This is a genomic window from Nocardiopsis sp. NPDC006139 (assembly GCF_040614155.1).
Classification (GTDB): Bacteria; Actinomycetota; Actinomycetes; order Streptosporangiales; family Streptosporangiaceae; genus Nocardiopsis; species Nocardiopsis changdeensis.
Genome location: NZ_JBEXTT010000026.1, coordinates 11578 through 29469 on the forward strand (window position 1 = coordinate 11578; position 17892 = coordinate 29469).

11 protein-coding genes and 1 tRNA gene are annotated in these 17892 nt (G+C 74.1%); 5 read left to right on the forward strand and 7 right to left on the reverse strand.

Features of this window, described 5'->3' with window-relative positions; translation table 11 throughout:
- The first annotated feature begins 45 nt into the window (after positions 1 to 45).
- Positions 46 to 5529, forward strand: coding sequence for a carboxyl transferase domain-containing protein (locus ABZ249_RS27320; protein WP_355268559.1), 5484 nt, complete (start codon positions 46 to 48; stop codon positions 5527 to 5529).
- A gap of 451 nt (positions 5530 to 5980) precedes the next feature.
- A complete protein-coding gene (locus ABZ249_RS27325) occupies positions 5981 to 8419 on the forward strand; it encodes a M14 family metallopeptidase (protein WP_355268562.1) in 2439 nt (812 codons plus the stop codon).
- A 41-nt stretch (positions 8420 to 8460) separates the two neighbouring features.
- Here the strand turns inward: ABZ249_RS27325 and ABZ249_RS27330 are convergent, their stop codons facing one another.
- Entirely contained in the window at positions 8461 to 8865 is a 405-nt protein-coding gene (locus ABZ249_RS27330) for a VOC family protein (RefSeq protein WP_355268565.1), read from the reverse strand.
- Positions 8866 to 9061: 196 nt separating this feature from the next.
- Here ABZ249_RS27330 and ABZ249_RS27335 point away from each other — a divergent pair, with 196 nt between their 5' ends.
- Positions 9062 to 10177, forward strand: coding sequence for a PA2928 family protein (locus tag ABZ249_RS27335; RefSeq protein WP_355268568.1), 1116 nt, complete (start codon positions 9062 to 9064; stop codon positions 10175 to 10177).
- 208 nt (positions 10178 to 10385) lie between these two features.
- On the opposite strand, the gene ABZ249_RS27340 is transcribed toward ABZ249_RS27335, so the two are convergent.
- The 4 genes from ABZ249_RS27340 to ABZ249_RS27355 all read right to left on the reverse strand — a co-directional run bounded on the left by ABZ249_RS27340 (position 10386) and on the right by ABZ249_RS27355 (position 12095).
- Positions 10386 to 10459: transfer RNA gene (locus tag ABZ249_RS27340), tRNA-Val, on the reverse strand.
- A 64-nt stretch (positions 10460 to 10523) separates the two neighbouring features.
- Positions 10524 to 10982 (reverse strand): redoxin domain-containing protein, encoded by a 459-nt coding sequence (locus tag ABZ249_RS27345; protein ID WP_355268571.1) that lies wholly within the window; start codon positions 10980 to 10982, stop codon positions 10524 to 10526.
- 100 nt (positions 10983 to 11082) lie between these two features.
- On the reverse strand, positions 11083 to 11508 hold the full coding sequence (locus ABZ249_RS27350; protein ID WP_220560101.1) for a DUF3052 domain-containing protein: 426 nt from the start codon (positions 11506 to 11508) through the stop codon (positions 11083 to 11085).
- Positions 11509 to 11684: 176 nt separating this feature from the next.
- Positions 11685 to 12095, reverse strand: a complete 411-nt coding sequence (locus ABZ249_RS27355; protein ID WP_220560100.1) for a secondary thiamine-phosphate synthase enzyme YjbQ — start codon at positions 12093 to 12095, stop codon at positions 11685 to 11687.
- A 129-nt stretch (positions 12096 to 12224) separates the two neighbouring features.
- On the opposite strand from ABZ249_RS27355, the gene ABZ249_RS27360 reads away from it, so the two are divergent.
- Entirely contained in the window at positions 12225 to 13877 is a 1653-nt protein-coding gene (locus ABZ249_RS27360) for an alkaline phosphatase D family protein (RefSeq protein WP_355268575.1), read from the forward strand.
- Complete coding sequence (locus ABZ249_RS27365; RefSeq protein WP_355268578.1) at positions 13874 to 15016, forward strand: hypothetical protein; 1143 nt, start codon at positions 13874 to 13876, stop codon at positions 15014 to 15016. The genes ABZ249_RS27360 and ABZ249_RS27365 overlap by 4 nt, the downstream gene beginning before the upstream one ends.
- Before the next feature lie 43 nt (positions 15017 to 15059).
- Here the strand turns inward: ABZ249_RS27365 and ABZ249_RS27370 are convergent, their stop codons facing one another.
- Together ABZ249_RS27370 and ABZ249_RS27375 are read right to left on the reverse strand one after the other, a co-directional pair.
- Entirely contained in the window at positions 15060 to 16121 is a 1062-nt protein-coding gene (locus ABZ249_RS27370) for a hypothetical protein (RefSeq protein ID WP_355268581.1), read from the reverse strand.
- A 312-nt stretch (positions 16122 to 16433) separates the two neighbouring features.
- Positions 16434 to 17648 (reverse strand): helix-turn-helix domain-containing protein, encoded by a 1215-nt coding sequence (locus ABZ249_RS27375; RefSeq protein ID WP_355268584.1) that lies wholly within the window; start codon positions 17646 to 17648, stop codon positions 16434 to 16436.
- Between the last annotated feature and the right edge of the window lie 244 nt (positions 17649 to 17892).

The following is a 17892-nucleotide window of genomic DNA, read 5'->3' on the forward strand; positions in this document are numbered from 1 at the left end:
CCCGGAGGTCGCCTTCTGTCGTCAAACAATCGGGGAGGTCGGCCGGTGTTCGGTCGTGTCGCCATCGTCAACCGTGGAGAGGCCGCGATGCGGCTCATCCACGCCGTCCGGGAGCTTTCCGCCGAAACGGGGGCACGGATCGAAACGGTCGCCCTCTACACCGACGCCGACCGCAACGCCACCTTCGTGCGCGAGGCCGACATCGCCTACTCCCTGGGACCGGCCGCGGCCCGCCCCTACCTCGACCACGCCGTCCTCGAACGCGCGCTGGTGGAGACCGGCGCCGACGCCGCCTGGGTCGGCTGGGGCTTCGTCGCCGAGGACCCCGCCTTCGCCGAGCTGTGCGAGAAGATCGGCGTCACCTTCATCGGCCCCAGCGCGGACGCGATGCGCCGCCTGGGCGACAAGATCGGCGCCAAGCTGATCGCCGAGGAGGTCGGCGTCCCGGTCGCCCCGTGGAGCCGCGGCGAGGTCGCCACCCTGGAGGACGCGCTGCGCGCGGGCGAGGAGATCGGCTACCCGCTGATGCTCAAGGCCACCGCGGGCGGCGGCGGGCGCGGCATCCGCAAGGTGTCCTCCGGCGAGGAGCTGGCCGAGGCCTACGAGCGCACCGGCCAGGAGGCGCTGCGCGCGTTCGGCTCCGGTGTCGTCTTCCTGGAACGCCTGGTCACCGGCGCCCGCCACGTCGAGGTCCAGGTCATCGCCGACGGCCAGGGCACCGCCTGGGCGCTGGGCGTGCGCGACTGCTCCGTGCAGCGCCGCAACCAGAAGATCATCGAGGAGTCCGCCTCCCCCGTCCTGGCCCCCGACCAGATCGCCGACCTCAAGGCCTCGGCCGAGCGGCTCGCCGTCGCCGTCGGCTACCGCGGCGCCTGCACGGTGGAGTTCCTGTACCACCCCGGGGAGAAGCTGTTCGCGTTCCTGGAGGTCAACACCCGCCTCCAGGTCGAGCACCCCATCACCGAGGTCACCACCGACACCGACCTGGTCCGGCTGCAGCTGCACGTGGCCTCCGGCGGCCGCCTCGAGGGCGCCCCGCCCCGCGAGGAGGGCCACGCCGTCGAGGCCCGCCTCAACGCCGAGGACCCCGACCGCGACTTCGCCCCCTCCCCCGGCCGCATCACCCACCTGCGCTTCCCCGTCGGCCCCGGCATCCGCGTGGACACCGGCGTGCGGGAGGGCGACGAGATCCCCGCCGACTTCGACTCGATGATCGCCAAGGTCATCGCCTACGGCAGCGACCGCGAGCAGGCGCTGGCCCGGCTGCGCCGCGCGATGGCCGAGACCACCGTCGTCATCGAGGGCGGCGCCACCAACAAGGGCTTCGTGCTCGAACTCCTCGACCAGCCCGAGGTCATCGACGCGAGCGCCGACACCGGCTGGATCGACCGGGTGCGCGCCCAGGGCCGCCTGGTCGACCACCGGCACTCCGCGGTCGCCCTGGCGGCGGCCGCCATCGAGGCCTACCTGGACACCGAGGAGGTGAGCCGCCGCAGGCTGCTGTCCACGGCGCACGGCGGCCGCCCGCAGGTGCAGCACGACCCGGGCCGCCCCCTGGACCTCAAGCTCCGCGGGGTCGGCTACCGGGTGCACGTCGCCCGGACCGGCCCGGACCGCTTCCGCGTCGGCGTCTCCGGCGGCGGCGAGGTCCACCCCGCCGACGTCTCGGTGGAGCGCTTCGACGCGTACAGCGGCCGGATCACGGTCAACGGCCACCGGTACCGGATGGTGTCGGCCGTGCACGGCCCGGTCCACCTGGTGGAGATCGACGGCGTCACCCACCGGATCAGCCTCGACGAGGGCGGCGTGGTCCGCTCCCCCGCCCCCGCCCTGGTGGTCGCCACCCCGCTGGCGGTCGGCGACGAGGTCGAGGCGGGCGCCCCGATCCTGGTGCTGGAGAGCATGAAGATGGAGACGGTGCTGCGCGCGCCGTTCCGCGCCCGCGTCCGCGAGTGCCCGGTGTCCGTGGGCGCCCAGGTGGAGACCGGCGCCGCGCTGATGCGCCTGGAGCCCCTGGCCGACGGGGACGAGGACGCCGTACAGGGCTCCGGCTCCGCCGTCGAGATCGACCTGCCCGCCGAGGCCGTCGCCCCCACCGCCGCCGAACGCGCCGAGCGCGGGCTGCGGGACCTGCGCGCCGCGCTGCTGGGCTACGACTTCGACCGCGCCGAGGCCGACCGGGCGCTGGCCGGCTACCTGGCCGCCCGCGCCGAGCTGGGCGACCGTCCCTCCGAGGGCGAGCTGGAGCTGGTCGCGCTGTTCGCCGACCTGTCCGAGCTGAGCCGCAACCGGCCCGCCGGGGCGTCCGACGCCGAGCGCGACGCCCAGGTGCACAGCCCCCGCGAGCTGTTCCACGGCTACCTGCAGAGCCTGGACGTGGAGCGTTCCGCGGTCACCCCGGCCTTCGAGGCCACCCTCACCGCCGTCCTGGCCCGCTACGGCGTCACCGGCCTGGACCGCACCCCCGAGCTGGAGGACGCGGTCTTCCGGATCTTCCTCACCCAGCAGCGGATGGCCGCGCACGTCGAGACCGTGTCCGGCCTGCTGCGCGCCTGGCTGGCCGGGAACGTGCCCGCCCAGGCCCTCACCGAGAGGTTCGGGCTCACGCTGGAGCACCTGGTGGCCGCCACCCAGGTCCGCTTCCCGGCCGTGTCCGACCTGGCCCGCGGCGTCGTGTTCCGCTGGTTCACCCAGCCGCTGCTGCGCCGCAACCGCGCCAAGGTGTACGCGGCGGTCCGCGACGACCTGCGCCACCTGGACCGCGACCCCGACGCCCCGGACCGCGCCGAGCGCATCCAGGCCATGGTCGCCGGGTCCGAGCCGCTGGTCCGGCTCATCGGGCAGCGGATCGGGCGGCCGGGCCGCGACCACGCGCCGCTGCTGGAGGTGCTGACCCGCCGCTACTACGGCAACCGCGGCCTGTCCGCGGTCTCGGTCGGCGAGACCGCGGGCTGCCGCACGGTCACCGCCGACCACGCCGACCCGCGGGGCACCACCCGCCTGTTCACCACCGCGGTGGACATCTCCGCCCTGCCCTCCGCGCTGGAGGCCGTCGCCGAGGCCGCGGCCGGGGCGCCCGAGCGGGGCCTGGTCGCCGACCTGTACATCGGCTGGGAGGACCAGCCGGACGTGGACGCGATGGCCGTGCGCCTGGGCGAGCTGCTGGCCGCCCGGGAGCTCCCGGCGGGCGTGCGCCGCATCACCACCACCGTGGCCGGTGCGGGCGGCACCGTGATGCACCACCACTTCACGTTCCGCCCGACCGACGGCGGCCTGGCCGAGGACCGGTTGATCCGCGGCCTGCACCCCCAGCTGGCCCGGCGGCTCCAGCTGCAGCGGCTCCAGGAGTTCGACCTCACCCGGCTGCCCTCGGCCGACGAGGAGATCTACCTGTTCCAGGCCGTGGCCCGCAGCAACCCGGCCGATGAGCGGCTCATCGCGATGAGCCAGGTCCGCGACCTCACCCCGCTGCGCGACTCCGACGGCAGGCTCATCGCACTGCCCGCGGTGGAGGACACCCTCAGCGGCTGCCTGGAGGCCATCCGCAACGTCCAGGCTCGGCGGCCCCAGCACAAGCGGTTCGACACCAACCGCATCCTCATGTACGTCTGGCCGTCGGCCGAGCTCGACCTGGAGGAGCTCGACACCCTGGTGCAGCGCATCCTGCCCACCACCGAGGGCGCCGGGCTGGAGGAGGTCCAGTTCGTGGCCCGCCAGCGCAACGCCGCGGGCGAGCTGGCCGAGGTCGCGGTGCGGATCACCCTCGACCCCGCGCGGGGTCCGCAGGTGCACATCGACCGGCCCTCCACCGAGCCGGTGCCGGTCCTGGACGACTACCGCCAGAAGGTGCTGCGCGCGGCCCGCCGCGGCACCGTCTACCCCTACGAGCTGACCGGCATGCTCACCGGCCCCGAGGGCACCTTCGTCGAGCACGACCTCGACGCCGAGGGGAACCTGGTCCCGGTGGACCGCCCCAAGGGCGGCAACACCGCGGCGATCGTGGCCGGTGTCGTCACCACCCCCACCCCGCTGCACCCGCAGGGCGTCACCCGGGTGGTGCTGTTCGGCGACCCGACCAAGGCGCTGGGCGCCCTGTCCGAGCCCGAGTGCTCGCGGGTGATCGCCGCGCTGGACCTGGCCGAGCGGATGGGGGTGCCGCTGGAGTGGTTCGCCCTGTCCGCGGGCGCCCGGATCTCCATGTCCTCGGGCACCGAGAACATGGACTGGGTGGCGGCCGCGCTCCGGCGCATCGTCGAGTTCACCCAGGCCGGCGGTGAGATCAACATCGTGGTCGCGGGCATCAACGTCGGCGCCCAGCCGTACTGGAACGCCGAGGCGACGATGCTCATGCACACCCGGGGCATCCTGGTGATGACGCCGGACTCGGCGATGGTGCTCACCGGCAAGCAGTCGCTGGACTTCTCCGGCGGCGTGTCCGCCGAGGACAACTTCGGCATCGGCGGCCACGACCGGGTCATGGGCCCCAACGGCCAGGCGCAGTACTGGGCGCCGGACCTGCCGGCCGCCCGCGACGTGCTGATGGCGCACTACGAGCACACCTACGTCGCCCCGGGCGAGGACCGGCCGCGGCGGGCGCGGACCGAGGACCCCGTCGACCGCGACGTGTCCGTCTACCCGCACCGGGTCGAGGGCAGCGACTTCACCACGGTCGGGGAGATCTTCTCCGCGGAGCACAACCCGGACCGCAAGAAGCCCTTCGACATCCGCACGGTGATGCGCGCCCTGTCGGACCTGGACCACCCGGTGCTGGAGCGCTGGGCGGGCATGGCCGACGCCGACACCGCGGTGGTGCAGGACGCGCACCTGGGCGGGCAGCCGGTCTGCCTGGTCGGCATCGAGTCGCGGGCGGTGCCGCGGCGCGGCTTCCCGCCGGCCGACGGCCCGGACACCTACACCGCGGGCACGCTGTTCCCCAAGTCGTCCAAGAAGGTCGCCCGGGCGATCAACGCGGCGTCGGGGAACCGGCCGCTGGTGGTGCTGGCGAACCTGTCCGGGTTCGACGGCTCGCCGGAGTCGATGCGGGCCCTGCAGCTGGAGTACGGCGCGGAGATCGGCCGGGCGATCGTCAACTTCGACGGCCCGATCGTGTTCTGCGTGATCTCCCGCTACCACGGCGGCGCGTTCGTGGTGTTCTCCAAGGCCCTGAACCCGAACATGACGGTGCTGGCCCTGGAGGGCTCGTTCGCCTCGGTGCTCGGCGGCGCCCCCGCGGCGGCCGTGGTGTTCTCCGGCGAGGTCGACAACCGCACCGCGCGCGACCCGCGCGTGGTGGAGCTGCAGAACCGCGTGGCCGAGACCAGCGGTGCCGAGCGCGCCGAGCTCAACACCAGCCTGGCCGAGGTCCGCGCCTCGGTGCGGGCCGAGAAGCTCGGCGAGGTGGCCGCGGAGTTCGACCGGGTGCACAGCATCCAGCGCGCGGTCGAGGTGGGCTCGGTGGACGCGATCATCGGCGCGGCGGAGCTGCGGCCGCGGATCATCGAGGCCATCGAGCACGGCCTCAAGCGCTGACCCGGGTGTGAGAGGGGCCCGGCGGGATCTCCGCCGGGCCCCTCCCGTTGGAACGGGCAGGCGGTACGGGCGCCGGGAACGGCCCGCTCGCGAGGAGGGTCCGGGGTGTACGCGAGGACGTTCGGCCCGCGGGGATCCCGCGCCGGATCCGAGGCCGTCCGCGGATTTTTCGCCTTACCGTCCTTGACGTCCCCCCGGAGTCACGGAAGCCTCTGAGCGACAGCCGATTCGGGTGCACGACGGTGGCCGCGCCGTCCATCCGGACGCCTCCCCCATGTCCCCATCCCCCTCCCCCGATTGCGAACACGTCGACCCCCTCCGGTGTGAGTGCCGTCCCCGTGGTCCCGCGGCCGATCCCGTCTCGCCCGTCCGCCCCGCCCGACCGGCGGTGGCGCCACTTGCCGCGGGCACCGGGCCATCCGCCCGCTCCGCGCCGAGCGAGAAGGACACCATGGGACACAGGACATGGAGCGGGCCGAGGCGCGCGGGTCGCGCCGGGCTCGCCGCAGGGGCGGCCGCCGCGCTGCTGCTGCCGACGGCGGTGCCCGCGTCGGCCGCACCCGGTACGGCGGTTCCGGAACTGGACGGGCCGTCGGTGGTGGAGGTCCTCCTGGACGGCCGCGACGACCTCGACCGGCTCGTGGAGCTGGGCGGCGACATCGCCCGGCTGGACCCGGCGGACGGGGGCGGGTTCGTCGCCCAGACCGTGATCGGGCCCTTCGACGCGGAGGTCTACGAGGAGGCCGGGTTCACCTTCGGCGAAGTCCTCTACACCGAGTCCGACGCGCAGGACCGCATCGATGAGCGGGAGGAGACCATCGAGCGGCTGCAGGCCGAGAACGGGCCCGCCGACACCCCGCGCGCGCTGTCCTCCACCGACCGGCTGGAGGTCCTGCGGGCGGACTACTTCGAGGGCCGCAACGGCGCCTTCCTGTCCGTGGAGGTGCGCTCCGACTTCGGGCAGGCCGAGGACTTCCGGCTGACCGTGGAACGCGACGCCGGGCCGGGCACCGAGTTCGGCGACGGCGGCACCCAGACGCTGGGCCGGTTCGTCGACGTCGGGGTGTACATGTACCACCGCGGCCAGGCCCAGGTGCAGGAGCGGCCGGACCGCATCCGGGTGACCGGCCCCCACGGCGGCACCGCCGTCGCGGAGGTCACCGAATGGCTGCCCGACCCCCGCGGGCCCGGCGACCCGCTGCCCTACACCGACTTCCTCAACGCCTACATGACCCCGGGCGAACTCTACGACCGGATCCACCAGATCGCCGAGGAGTACCCGGACATCGCCGAGGTCATCGAGCTGCCCCACCGCACCAACGGCTACCGGCGCCACGCGCAGGCGATCCTCGGGGTGGGCGCCGACGGCCGGAACGCCGACCGCGGCGTCATCGTGGAATCGCTCGCCTACGGGCACGAGGGCGGCAACGACCTCGTCGTGGACCTGGTCGACCCCGCCGCCCCCGACTCGGCGCTGTCGGTCGCCGTGGACGGCGACGAGATCACCGTCTCCCTGGCCACCGACGGCGGCGGCGCGGTCACCACGACCGCGGCGGAGGCGGTGGCGGCGATCAACGCCGGGGCCGGCGACCTGGTCCGGGCCTTCACCTACCGGGGCGACGCCGGTGCCGGGACCGTGCGGGCCGAACGCGTGCGGGCCGACGACTTCCTCAGTGCTCCCGAGGACGCCGTCCCCCGCGAACCGGCACCGGTCTACGCGCTGCGCATCGGCGCCACCCGGGACGGCTCCAAGACCGGTGTGCTGGGCTACGCCCAGGAGCACGCCCGCGAGTGGCAGACCCCGCTGGTGACCATCGAGACCGCTGAGCGGCTGGTGCGCAACTACGGCATCCACGACACGACCACCGAGCTGGTGGACGAGCTGGACATCTTCCTGATGCCCTCGTTCAACCCCGACGGCGCGAACTACTCCTTCTACGACGTGCCGCTGCACCGCAAGAACATGACCAACTACTGCCCCACCGACGGGGCCCGCGACCAGTGGGCCGTGGAGCAGGGCGCGCAGTGGGGTGTGGACAACAACCGCAACTACGGCGCCTACACCCTGTGGGACGGCTACTCCGGGGCCTCCTTCAGCTGCACCGGCGGCAGCTTCGCCGGGCCACGGGAGCTGGGGCCGCTGTCGCAGCCGGAGAACCGGAACCTGGTGTGGCTGGTCGACACCCACGACAACATCGACTTCTCCATGAACATCCACTCCTCCGGCGACTACTTCATGTGGTCCCCGGGCGCCTACATCGCCGAGGGGCGCGTTCCCACGCCCCGGCCGACCGCGATGCAGGAGGCGTACTTCTGGGAGTCGTCGGCGGACATCCTGGGCGCGATCAAGGAGCACCGCGGCACCGTGGTGACCCCGGCCCGCACCGGCCCGATCATCGACGTGCTGTACTCCGCGGCGGGCAACTCCGGCGACCACCTCTGGTACGAGAACGGGATCTTCGCCTGGAACTTCGAGCTGGGCCAGGCGGGCTTCCAGCCGCCGTGGGACGAGGCCCACGCCCAGGGCATGGAGTACGCCAACGGCCTGTACGCCATGCTCGGGGTGGCGCTCGAGTACCAGCGGGACCGGTACAAGCCGCGCTCCAGCGCCTCCCCCCGCGCGGGCGCGCACACCGGGCCCGTGGAGGTCGCCTTCAGCACCAACGAACCCGCGGAGATCTACTACACGCTCGACGGCGGCCGCCCGGACTACGACTCCCCCCGGCTGAACCTGACGGGCGTGCGCGGCGGGCTGGAGACCCTGACCCTGGAGGAGACGACCACCGTCCACTGGTTCGCGGTGGACATCGCGGGCAACGTCGAGGGGGGCTACGACCCCGACGGCAGCGCCCGCAACCACCGCCGCGGCACCTGGACCGTCACCGACTGACCCCGGGGCGGCCCGGGGACACCCTCCCCGGGCCGCCCGGCTCAGGCGAAGTCGGCCTCCGTCATCCCGGCGGGATGGCCGGGCGGCCACTGCACCAGCTCGATCCGGTGGCCGTCGGGGTCGGTGAGCCAGGCGGTCCGCATCCCCCGCCCCGGGTCGGTCGGCGGCTCGGCCGCCACGCCCTTCGCGGCGAGGCGGGCGATGACGGCGTCCAGGTCCTCCACCTGCACGACGAGGTGGTTCACGGAGCCGGTGCCCCGGACCGGCCGGGCGGGGTCGTGCACGAGTTCGAGGCTGACGAACGGGTCGTCGGGCAGCCGGAGCATGGTCAGGGCGCCGAACTCCGTCTCGGGCACCCGGCCGACCTCCAGGTACCCGAGCGCGGTGTAGAAGGCGAGCGAGCGCTCCGGGTCGGTGACCCGCAGCCCCAGGTGCAGCATCCGCATACCGGCAGCCTAGCCGCCGGGGCTCTCCGCGGCGGGACGGCCGTGCGGACCGCCTCCGGCCGCGTCTTCCGCCACCCCGGCCGTCGGGCCCGCGCGGCCGTCGCCCATGATGATCCGGTGCGTTGCGGCCGGAACCCCGCGAGGACCCGCCCCTCCCGGACGGGGTTCCCCTTCCTCGGAACGTGGAGGTTCGGCGATGAGCGATCGTGAACGGGCGACGACCGTGCCGTCATCCGCCGGCACGGCGGGCGCCGGGAAGGGGCGCCGCCGGTGGCCGGTCGCCGCCGTGTGGGTCCTGGCCCCGCTGCTGTTCGTCACCGTGGTCGCCACGACCGTCGAGAAGACGCACGGTCCGGCCTTGACACGTCCGTCGAACGCGATCGCCACCGGTCAGACCGCCGACGGGCGCCGGGTCGCCGTCGTGGCGTACGAGACCGACACGTTCCCCAGCCTCGACCTCTTCCGGATCCGGTCGATCGGGTACAGCGTGCAGGCCACCGCGTTCGACCTCGACACCGGGGAGCGCCTGTGGGACACGATGCTGTCCAACGACCATCCCTCGGTCGGGGCCCAGGCCCTCGCGGTCGGCGGGGACCACGCCTACGTCCGCACCGACGACGGGCTCGTGATCCTCGACGCCGCCACCGGCGACATCGTCGCCCGTGACGACCGGATCCGCGGCCTGGGCGAGGACCGCGTCGCCTCGCTCACCTCCTACGGCTACGACCCGGGGATGCGACTGGTCGTCCTGAAGGACGGGGACGGCACCGTCCTGGGCATACCGCTCGGCTCCGATACGGCCGGCCCCGTGCCCCCGGACGTGGCCCGCCGCTGGGAGGAGGACCTCGCCGCCACCGAACCCGATCCGTTCCTGTATTCCGAGACCATGGACGACACGACGAACCACGAGGCCCGGCTGCCCGGACCCGAGCCCGAACCCGACCCGCTGACCGGCATCGTCCCGAAGACCGACATGCTGCGGGCCTCCTGGGCGCCGGAGGACGCCTGGAGCGCGAACGTCGTCCTCGACCCCGCCACCGGGTACGCGGCGGGCTCCGAGTTCGGATTCGCCGTGTCCGAGGCGTACGACGGCGGCGGTTACACCTACCAGGTCGCCGATCTCACCACCGGCGAGGCCCGGGCGGGCCTCGAGGTCCGGTCGGGGGCAGGGATCACGACGGTCACGGTCGACCCGGCCGGATACGTCGTCATGACGGTTCCGAACGAAGAGGGCCAGGGGCTCCTCGTCGTCGCCACGGCCGACTCGATCCGCACGTCGGTGATCGGCGAGCGGGGATGGCTGGGAACATGACCGCCCCGGCGGCGAAGCCCCCGAGCAGCCGACCACGACCCCGGGGCAAGGCCCCATGTAAGGGATCGCTACCCACCCCGCCGATCCGCGCGGCCCCGGCCGCAGGGGGGTGCCTCGGGGGGTTCGGGGGGTCTCCCCCCGGTAGGCGGGACGGAACGACCCTGCGAGGCGGCCGGAGGCCCCCGAGCAGGGTCGTGTGAGAGTGGAGTGGGCGCGAAGGGACTCGAACCCCTGACCTATTGCTTGTAAGGCAATTGCTCTGACCAGCTGAGCTACGCGCCCTTGCGTCGCAGGCGATCATACCGCTTCGGGACGGCGGCCCGCGCGCCGTTTTCGGCGCCCCGGTTCAGGCCAGGGCGCGCATCTGTTCGAGGTAGGCGTCCGTGTCGCGGGGCTCGGAGACCGGGACGAGCGTGCTCCAGCGGACGACGCCCGCGGCGTCGATGAGGAAGGTGCCGCGGCGGGCGGTCCCCCGGCCGTGGTCGAGGACGCCGTAGGCGTCGGCGACGGCCCCGTGCGGCCAGAAGTCCGACAGCAGCGCGAACGGGAACGCCTCCCGGTCCGACCAGGTCCGCAGGGCGAAGACCGAGTCCACCGAGATGGCCAGTACCGTGCCCAGTTCGGCGAGTTCGGCGTGGCGGGCGCTCAGCTCGGCGAGCTCGCCGGAGCACACGCCGGAGAACGCCAGCGGGTAGAACACCGCCAGGACCGGCCGACCGCGCAGCGCGGAGAGCGCGGTGTCCCGTCCGTACTGGTCCTGGAGGGTGAAGTCGGGGGCGGCGGCCCCCGGAACGATGTCCGTCATCTACTCGTTCGTTCGGTCGTGTGCGGGCGTCCGTCAGCGCCGCGCGCCCGTGGTCGGGACGCGCGGCACCGGATGCGTCACCCCGTACGGGTGATGTCCGTCACCGCTTGGGCACGACCAGGCGCGTTCCCGACCAGTCCGCTCCGACGCTCACCGCGCTGGTCTGGGACAGACCGGAGGTGGTGGCCGCCTCGGCGACGTCGTTGGGGGACACGTGCAGCTCACGGCCCGCCTTGGGGGTCAGGACCAGGATCGTGCCGCCGTCCGCGATGGTGGTCACCACGTCCACGAGGACGTCGGTCAGGTCGCCCTCCTCGTCGGACCGCCACCACAGCAGCGCCGCATCGACGTCTCCGTCGTAATCCTCGTCGACCAGCTCCTCACCGGTGAGCTCGGCGATGGATGCGCGCAGGCCCTCGTCGACGTCGTCGTCGAAGCCGAATTCCTGCACCACCTGACCCGGCTTGAATCCGAGTCGGTCAGCCAAGCCACGCTCGCTCTGTGCCTGGCCCGCGGTCGCGCTCACGAAAGTTCTCCTCCACAGATGGTTTTTCTCAATCTTGCCTGCACGAAGCAGTTGTCACAACGATGCCGGGCCTTTCCCCCGCCCGTCACGTGTGCCGCGACCATCGCTGATGGCCTAGTTCACACGCTAGCGGGCCCGTCCGTCAACGTGTTCCCGCCGACGGCCGGCCCCTCGGCTCACCCGGAGGAGAGGAAGGACAGCCGGACCGTGCGGTCGGGGTTGTCCACGTTGAGGTCGACCACCGCGATGGACTGCCATGTTCCCAGTCCGAGGCGGCCCGAGAACACCGGAACGGTGGTCTGCGGTGCGATGTAGGCCGGCATCACGTGCGACCTGCCGTGTCCCCGCGTCCCGTGCTCGTGCCGCCACCGGTCGTCGGCGGGGAGCAGGTCGTCGAGGTTGGCCAGGAGGTCGTCGTCGGAGCCCGCTCCGAGTTCGATGATCGCCACACCCGCGGTGGAGTGCGGCACGAAGACGTTGAGCAGGCCGTCGCCTCCGTGGTCGGCGACGAACTCGTCGCACTGGCGGGTGATGTCGGTGATGCTCTCCGATCCGCCGGTGTGCAACTCCAGGATCTGTGTCCGCATAGCGCCACCTTCGCGCAGGCGGGGCCGTCGTGCAACCATCCCGTTTTCGGCCTGTGGATGGCGATACGGTCCGGGAGGGGCCATACTCGTCCACTACGTGTGCCAACCCGCCCGAAACGAGGGAGAACGGTGACCGCCTCTTTACCGCTGGGACCCGTGCTGCGGCATGTCGGCACGACCACCGCGACCGTGTGGGTGCAGACGTCCGCGCCCGGCCGGGTCCGGGTGGTGGCGGACTGCGGGGTCACGGCGGTCGCGGACACGTTCACCGTGCACGGCCACCACTTCGCGGTGTGCGAGGTCACGGGCCTGGAACCGGGCTCCGCGACGCCCTACGAGGTCTTCCTGGGCGAGGAGCGGGTGTGGCCGGAGCCGGGGTCGGCGTTCCCGCCGAGCACGCTGCGCACCCTCGACCCGGACGCCCCGACCCGGCTGCTGTACGGCTCGTGCCGCACGCCCACCGGCGACACCCCCGAGGGGGTGGTCCGCTACGGGCCGGACCTGCTGCGGGCGACGGCCCGGCGGCTGGCCGCGGAGCCGGTGGAGGGCAACCTGGTGATGCTGCTCATCGGCGACCAGGTGTACGCCGACGAGGTCCAGGAGCCGATGCGCGCGTTCCTGCGCGGGCGCCGGGGGGAGGGCGGCGACGGCCCCGAGGACGAGGTCGTCCACTTCGACGAGTACGCCGAGCTGTACCGGCAGGCGTGGAGCGACCCGCAGGTGCGGTGGCTGCTGTCGACGGTGCCGGCCCTGATGGTGTTCGACGACCACGACATCCGCGACGACTGGAACACCTCGGCGGCCTGGCGGCGCACGATGGACGGCCGCCCCTGGTGGCGCACCCGGATCACGTCGGGGCTGGGCGCCTACTGGGTCTACCAGCACCTGGGCAACCTCTCCCCCGCGGAGAGGGACAAGGACCCGCTGTGGGCGCGGGTGCGCGCCGCCCGGGTCGACGCCGGGGAGGAGGTGGACGCGTTCGCGCTGCGGGCGTACGAGGAGCCGGAGTCCTACCGGTGGAGCCACCGCCACGACATCGGCGGGGTGCGGGTGCTGATGCTGGACACCCGGTGCGGCCGGGCCCTGGGCGAGGGCGACCCGTCGGACGGCTCCCGGTCCATCCTGGGGGCCTCGGGGCACGCCTGGCTGGACGAGCACCTGACCGGCGGGCCCGACCACGTGGTGGTGGCCTCCACGGTCCCGGTGCTGCTGCCCCCGGCGGTGCACCATCTGGAGTCCTGGAACGAGGCGGTGTGCGCGGGCGCCTGGGGCGGGTGGCTGCGCGGACCCGCCGAGCGGCTGCGCCAGGCCCTGGACCTCGAACACTGGGGGGCCTTCCGGTACTCGTTCGAGCGGCTGGCGGACACCGTGGGCCGGGTGGCGCGCGGCGAGCGCGGTCCGGCCCCGGCGTCGGTGCTGCTGCTCAGCGGCGACGTCCACTTCTCCTACACCGCGCCGGCCCGGCACCGGGACGTGGGGGAGGGCGGGTCGAGGATCCTCCAGCTGGTGTCCTCCCCGCTGTGCAACCGGCTGCCGTCGAACTTCCGCCGGATGGCCCGGTTGTCGGCGAGCGCGCCCGTGCACCTGGCGGGGCGGATCATGACGTGGCTGGCGCGGGTGCCGTCCTCACCGCTGCGCTGGCGGCTTTCCTCGGGGCTCTACTTCGGCAACACCATCGGCGAGGTGTCCTTCGAGGGACGCACCGCGCGGGCCCGCTGGTACCACGTGGTCCAGGGCGGGCCCGACGCTCTGCCCGAGGTGCACTCCACCGTGGACGTGTGACCCGGGGACGACCCGCGGCGCGCCCCGGCCCGGCCCCCGGCACCGGGGCCCCCGACCACGAGAGGCCCCCTGTGCCCCCGCCCTCCCCCGAATGGACCGACCGGATCGACCGGCTCGCGCGCGCCGCCGAGGCCGGCGGACTGCGCTTCGCCTTCCACGCCCCGCCGCGGCGGCTGGGCGGCGGCTCCCAGGACGTGTGGGCGTTCGACGACCTGTTCCTCGGCCCGGTCGTCCTGCGGGTGGCATGGGGCGGCGGCCTCGACCGGGTCGACCGGGAGGCGCTGGTCCTGCGGCACCTGCCGGCGGAGGTGCCCCACCCGGAACCGCTGGGCCACGGCCGCGCGGCGGACGGCGGCCCGCCGCTGGCCTACTCGGTGACGCGGCGGCCGCCGGGCCGCCCGCTGCACGAGGCCTGGCCGTCCCTGGACGCGGCCCGACGGCGCTCCGCGGTGCGGGGGTACGCCGCCGCCCTGCGCGCCCTGCACACCTGGTCGCCCCCGGCCGAGGTCGCCGCGGTGCTCGCCGCCCGCCCGGAGCCCTCCCCCGGCGGCCCGGCGCCGCCCGTCGGCGCGGACACCGTCCCGCTGCCGGTGGAGCGGGGCCTGGCCCTGGTGGACCACGCACTGGAACTGCCGGGTGTCGACAGGGGCGTGCTGGCGGCCGCACGGGACATGGTCACCGCCCTGGCCGACGCGGCCCCGGTGGTGGACGATCCTGCCGCGCACGGCCCGGTGCACGGCTGCGCCCGCCCCGCCGACCTGTGGTGGCACGAGGGGGCGCCGACGCTGCTGGGCTGGGAGCGGGTCCGGGCTGGCCCGCCCGACCTGGAGCTGCGGGCCCCGGTGGAGCGGGCCGACACCGCGGCGCTCGCCAGGGAACCGGGGCGGCCCGAACTCCTGGAGGGGCTGGCCCTGCACTACCCGGAGCTGTTCGCGCACCCGCGGCTGACCGACCGGCTGCGCCTGTACTCCCTGCTGCGGGCGGTGCGGCAGGTGGTGGTCCTGCGTCCGCGCGGCCCCTGGTCGGAGCTGCCCGCCGCCGACAGCGGCAACCGGCTGTGGCGGCTGGTCCGGGGGCGCTGGCCCGCGCCGGGGGTGCTGCCGCGGGGCGGGGCGGCGGGAGGCGGGACGGGGCCGTGATCCGGAGCGGGCCGCGGGGTCGGGGCGGCGGCTCCGGAACGGGTCAGGGCTTGTGCGGGTGGGGCCGGGTGGCGGAGTGGCCGCGGCGGGTCTTGCGGACGGCCAGGCCCAGGGCCCCGCTGCCGCGTTCGATGAACTGCCGGGCGGCCCGGTTGACGGTGGCGCGCGGCCCGGAGGCCCCGCGCTTCTCCTCGGCCTCGTCCTCGGTCCCGGCGCCGGGCTCCCCGTCCTCCGCGGCGGAGTCGCCGCCCAGGTGCGGGAGGACCGCGGTCGGCTCGACCTCGGTCAGGTGCGGCAGGGCCGCGGTGGGCTCCTCGCCGTCCTCCTCGGTAGCCCGGGGGGCGTCCCCGGCCGTGTCGGCGCCCAGGTGCGGGACGACCTCGGTGGGCTCGTCCGCTCCGGCCGCCGGCGGGGCCGTCGGCGGGACCACCGGGCGCAGCAGGTCGGTGCGCTCGTTGGCGGCCCGCACCTCCGGCTCCTCGGCGTTCTCGGTCTCCTCGCGGACGGCCTTGCGCCAGGCCCGCTCGGCGAGCTTCTGCCGCATGGACTCGCGGGAGCGCTCGGCCCGGCGGGAGCGCCAGGCCCTGTACGCCGGGGTGGCGATCGGCCAGGTGACCTTGGCCGGACGCGAGAGCGCGTGCCACAGGTAGGCGGTGGTGCCCCACGCCTCCATGGCGCGGCGGGCACGGGTGATGGTGAAGAAGGTGGGCATCGCCAGCAGCATCTGCGGCAGCGCCAGGGCCAGGGCGGCCAGCAGCGGGTACAGCCCGCCGCCCACCAGCGCCGCGGCGGCGCCGATCGCCGTCGTGGACAGGGCCAGCGCGATGCGCAGCCCGGTGAACTGGCGGAACCGGTGCAGCGCCCGGCGGGCGGACACCGGCGGGGCCAGGCCCTCGGGCAGCGGCGTGGGCTGGACGATGAGGGACATCAGCAGCGTGCCCACGCCCACACTCGTCGCCAGCAGGATCGTCCACCCCGCGGCCGAGAACGAGCCGCCCACGAACAGGGCGACCAGGCCGACCGCGAGGAGCGGTGCGGGCAGCCAGAAGAGCACCCGTCTGCGCAGCTCGCCCTCCTGCGTCGGTTGGAGCACGAACTCGGTCACAGGATTGTCGGTCCAGGACCACTTCCTCGGCCGTTCGACCACAGCGTTGACCCCCCAAGAACGTCGTGACCCGACGGTGTGCGCGGGTCCCCGCCCGGGAGTGCCCTCAGACCGGGAGGACCTCGCGCTTCACCGTTACAAAGCTATCCCTTTTCATGCGGTCCCCGGACGCACACGGGCAGTAATAGACATACCCGGCGCAGGTGAAACTCGGATAAGGGCGCACGCATGGCGGACTAACGATCAGGTTACGTCCCGGGTTCCCCGGAGGACAGGGTCGCGGCCGATCAGGGATGAATGACACATCCCATGTCAACCGTCGGCGGCCTCGGAGAGTCGTCCCAGCGCGACGGCGACCCGCAGCACGAACGAGCCCCGCCCGTCGGAGGGCGTGTGCCCGGTCAGCTCGGCGATCCGGCTGAGCCTGTAGCGCACCGTGTTGGGGTGGACGAACAGCATGCGGGCCGTGGCCTCCAGCGACGACGCGTGCTCCAGGTACACCGACAGGGTGTCCAGCAGCGGTGACCCGGCCCCGGCCAGCGGCAGGTACACCTCCCGGACCAGCTGGGCGCGCGCCTCGGCGTCCCCCTGGAACGCCCGTTCGGGCAGCAGGTCGGCGGCCGACACCGGGCGCGGCGCGTCCGGCCAGGCCACCGCGGCCCGCAGCCCGCTGACGGCGGCCCGCGCCGACGCCCCGGCCGAGCGCAGGTCGGGTACGACCGGGCCGACCACCACCGGCCCCGGGCCGAACAGCCCGGTCAGCGGCTCGGCGGCGGCGCCGGGCAGGTCCTCGGCCGGGTAGCGCTCCCCCACGCCCACCACCACGACCACGCGGCGGCCCTGCGTGCCGGCCAGGACGTCGTGCCCCAGGCGGCGCGCGGCGGCGCGCAGGTCGTCCAGGACCTTGGTCGCGTCGTCGCCCTCGGCGATCTCCCCGGCCACCGTGATCACCGGCGTGAGCGACCAGCCCAGCGCCGACCCCCAGGTCTGGAGCCCGTCCTCCCGGTCGCCGTGCAGCAGGGCGTCGACGATGAGCGCCTCCAGCCGGGCGTCCCACGCCCCGCGGGCCTCGGCGGCGCGGGCGTAGACCTTGGCGGAGCTGAACGCCACCTCGCGCGTGTAGCGCAGCACGGCCTCGCGCAGCTGCTGGGCGCCGCCGGGCGCGGCCAGCTCGTCGACCTGGCCCTCGACGACGTCGATGACGACGCGGATCATGTCGACGGTCTGCTGCAGGGACACCGACCGGGTCAGCTCCCGCGGAGCGGTGCCGAAGACCTCGACGGTGATGGCGGGGCGCCCGCGCCTGGGGTTGCGGAACCAGTCGACGAACGCCGCCACGCCGGACTGGGCGACCAGGCCCACCCAGGACCGGTCCTGGGCCGACATCCGGCGGAACCAGCCGAGGCGTTCCTCCATGCGGGCGACGGCGGCGGTGCCCAGGGCGCCCATGGAGCGCTCCAGGCGGCGGACCGTTTCGGCGCGGACGCGCTCCTGCTCGTCGGTCCCGGCGTTCTCATCGGTGTTCACCCCTCTAGGTTCGCATCCCCCGCCCCCGGGGGCTGCGGTCCACCCCGGCGCTCCGGGGCTGAAGCCCTCCGGACCGCGGCGGGAGAGCCCCCGGGCTGCGGGGATGTACGGTCGGAGGGTGACCCCTCTCACCGGCCTGCGGGCTTGTGGACACACGTCGAACACGGGTTTGTGGGGTTCCCACAAGCACCCCCGAGGGAACTTCGTGTGCCTCCCCCTCCAACCGGTGATCTCCTACAGGGCA